This is a genomic window from Paenisporosarcina sp. P4_E4_2 (genome assembly GCF_056401595.1).
The window spans coordinates 1-1,970 of the sequence record NZ_JBFUJC010000456.1; the positions used below are offsets into that span (position 1 = coordinate 1).

The following is a 1,970-nucleotide window of genomic DNA, read 5'->3' on the forward strand; positions in this document are numbered from 1 at the left end:
ATAATATAATAGTGCATAAAAAGAGGACCCAGAAAAAAGTTTTTTTAAAAAAGGATGAGCCTTAATTCTTCTTCAACTAACAGGGCAGCTTTCCTGTTTGAAGGATGTTCGAGGTCTTGAACGAAAAAGAGCCCTCTTGTATGATCATGAGTGTCAACTGTCATTGACTCATTATCAAACAAGGAGGACTCCTATACGGCTCTTTCTGCTTGTTCAACTAATTGGGCAGGTTAGTTGAAGAAGAAGAAAGGAAAATAGAGGTTTATGATACGTTCCCAGACGTTATTCTTCTAGTAAGTTTAAAAATGGTTAACATAAAAAAACCTTCCCAAAGGAAGGTAACAATAAGCTTTTGAATAATTTTTATTCAATCTCAAGTCCGAATTATTTTTAATTTTCTTTAGAAAGTTCGCTATATCTTTTGAAATTTTCTAGAATCGCCTGCCAGCCTGCTTTTTGCTGCTCAATGGAATGAGTGGCTTCTCCTTCAAAAACTTCAATTATCTTAGTGTCGTTTTCATGACTAACAAACGTGATCGTAACTTTCCTACCATCTCCAAGAGTGTAAGAAATAAATTCATTTATTCTAATTTCATCATAAACTCCACCAAAATCAAATCCAAAGCTTCCATCCTTTGCTTCCATTCTTGTATGGAATCTTCCGCCAACCCTTACATCATTTTCGGCAATTGGTGCGTGCCAGTCTTCAGAAGCAAACGTCCATTTCGTTATATGCTGTGGTTCTGTCCAAAATTCCCACACTTTTTCAACGGGTGCATGAACTATTGTTTCTACCGTTATGGTTACTTTATCGCCTGTGTCCATTATAATTCACCTCTCATCATTAATGGCTAATTATACCACATGATTTTTAGGTTAGAATAGTTGGAAAGCATCGGAAACCCAAAATAATTAACCGGAAATATGCGCTTAGATAAGACATGCGGAAGCTTATAAACGGATTAAGACTTTCTAAACCGATTGAAGAAGAAGGGTGCAGTGCAAAGTGTCAGCTCTTTTTTCTTATTGAACTAACGGGGCGGGTAAGTTGAATAAGAATGGGTTTTTTGGGTTTGTGTTGAATAAGTTAATTTATGTAGCCAGCATCGAACTATATATTGTTAATTGTTAGTGTTCTGTTATTAGCACTAGCCTGTCATGTTCTCTATTTCGGGGATTTCAATAAAGTTTCTATTGTTACCGCAGTGGTTTCCATGATCCTTTGTGGAGTAGTGTTTTTTAGTTCATCTTTGCCCTATGTGACGATATCCAATGAAGAAATCTCTTTTCGGAAAGTTTTTTCGGTAAAAATACACAGATATGCTTGGGATGATATTAATCGTTATATTTATTACGAGACTAAACCAGGTGACCAAAAACGTGCACATTATGAGTTTTACTTTTCAGATGGAAGTATACTTTCTATACCTCACACTGGGCTATTTACGGACGAAGTGCAAAATAAAATACACAAGAAAATCAGGACCTTAGACATTGAGTTGGAGAGGATGTATTAAGTTTTAAAGGATGCCTTAAAATAACGGATGCAAAGTAGCCTTATATCTAATTGAACTAACGGATTTTTTCGATATGAAAAATTTTATTATCCAGAAAACTGATGTATATCAAGGTGGCCTTGGTAAACAAGAGATAGTTGAATTTATTAAAAGAATAGTCAATCAAGAGATAAATATTCATCATCTATAATTTCCTTATTCAACTAACGGGTGCTTTACTTCAAAAAGGAGTGAAACCATTTTTTATTGAACTTACGGGGGGCAAAAAACTGCACCTTCAATCGTTAGACACAACTAACAATTGGAAGTGCAGTTCATTATAGTGGTTTTCTTTGAAGAAATGGTAGATTTATCATATTTCGAGAGTGGAAATGATGTTGTGGAAAGTTTATAAAAAAATCCACGCTGTAGATCAAAAGAGTTATATCCTATTCTTTGGAAACGCCATACACC

The 1,970-nt window shown here is 35.0% G+C and carries 1 protein-coding gene; it reads right to left on the reverse strand.

Features of this window, described 5'->3' with window-relative positions; translation table 11 throughout:
• Positions 1-390 precede the first annotated feature (390 nt).
• Positions 391-825, reverse strand: a complete 435-nt coding sequence (locus AC1DSB_RS18590; RefSeq protein WP_342541757.1) for an SRPBCC family protein — start codon at positions 823-825, stop codon at positions 391-393.
• Positions 826-1,970 lie beyond the last annotated feature (1,145 nt).

Excerpts from the sequence above, each read along its gene's own strand:
- AC1DSB_RS18590 (WP_342541757.1), bottom strand. The coding sequence starts at position 825 with ATGGACACAGGCGATAAAGTAACCATAACGGTAGAAACAATAGTTCAT.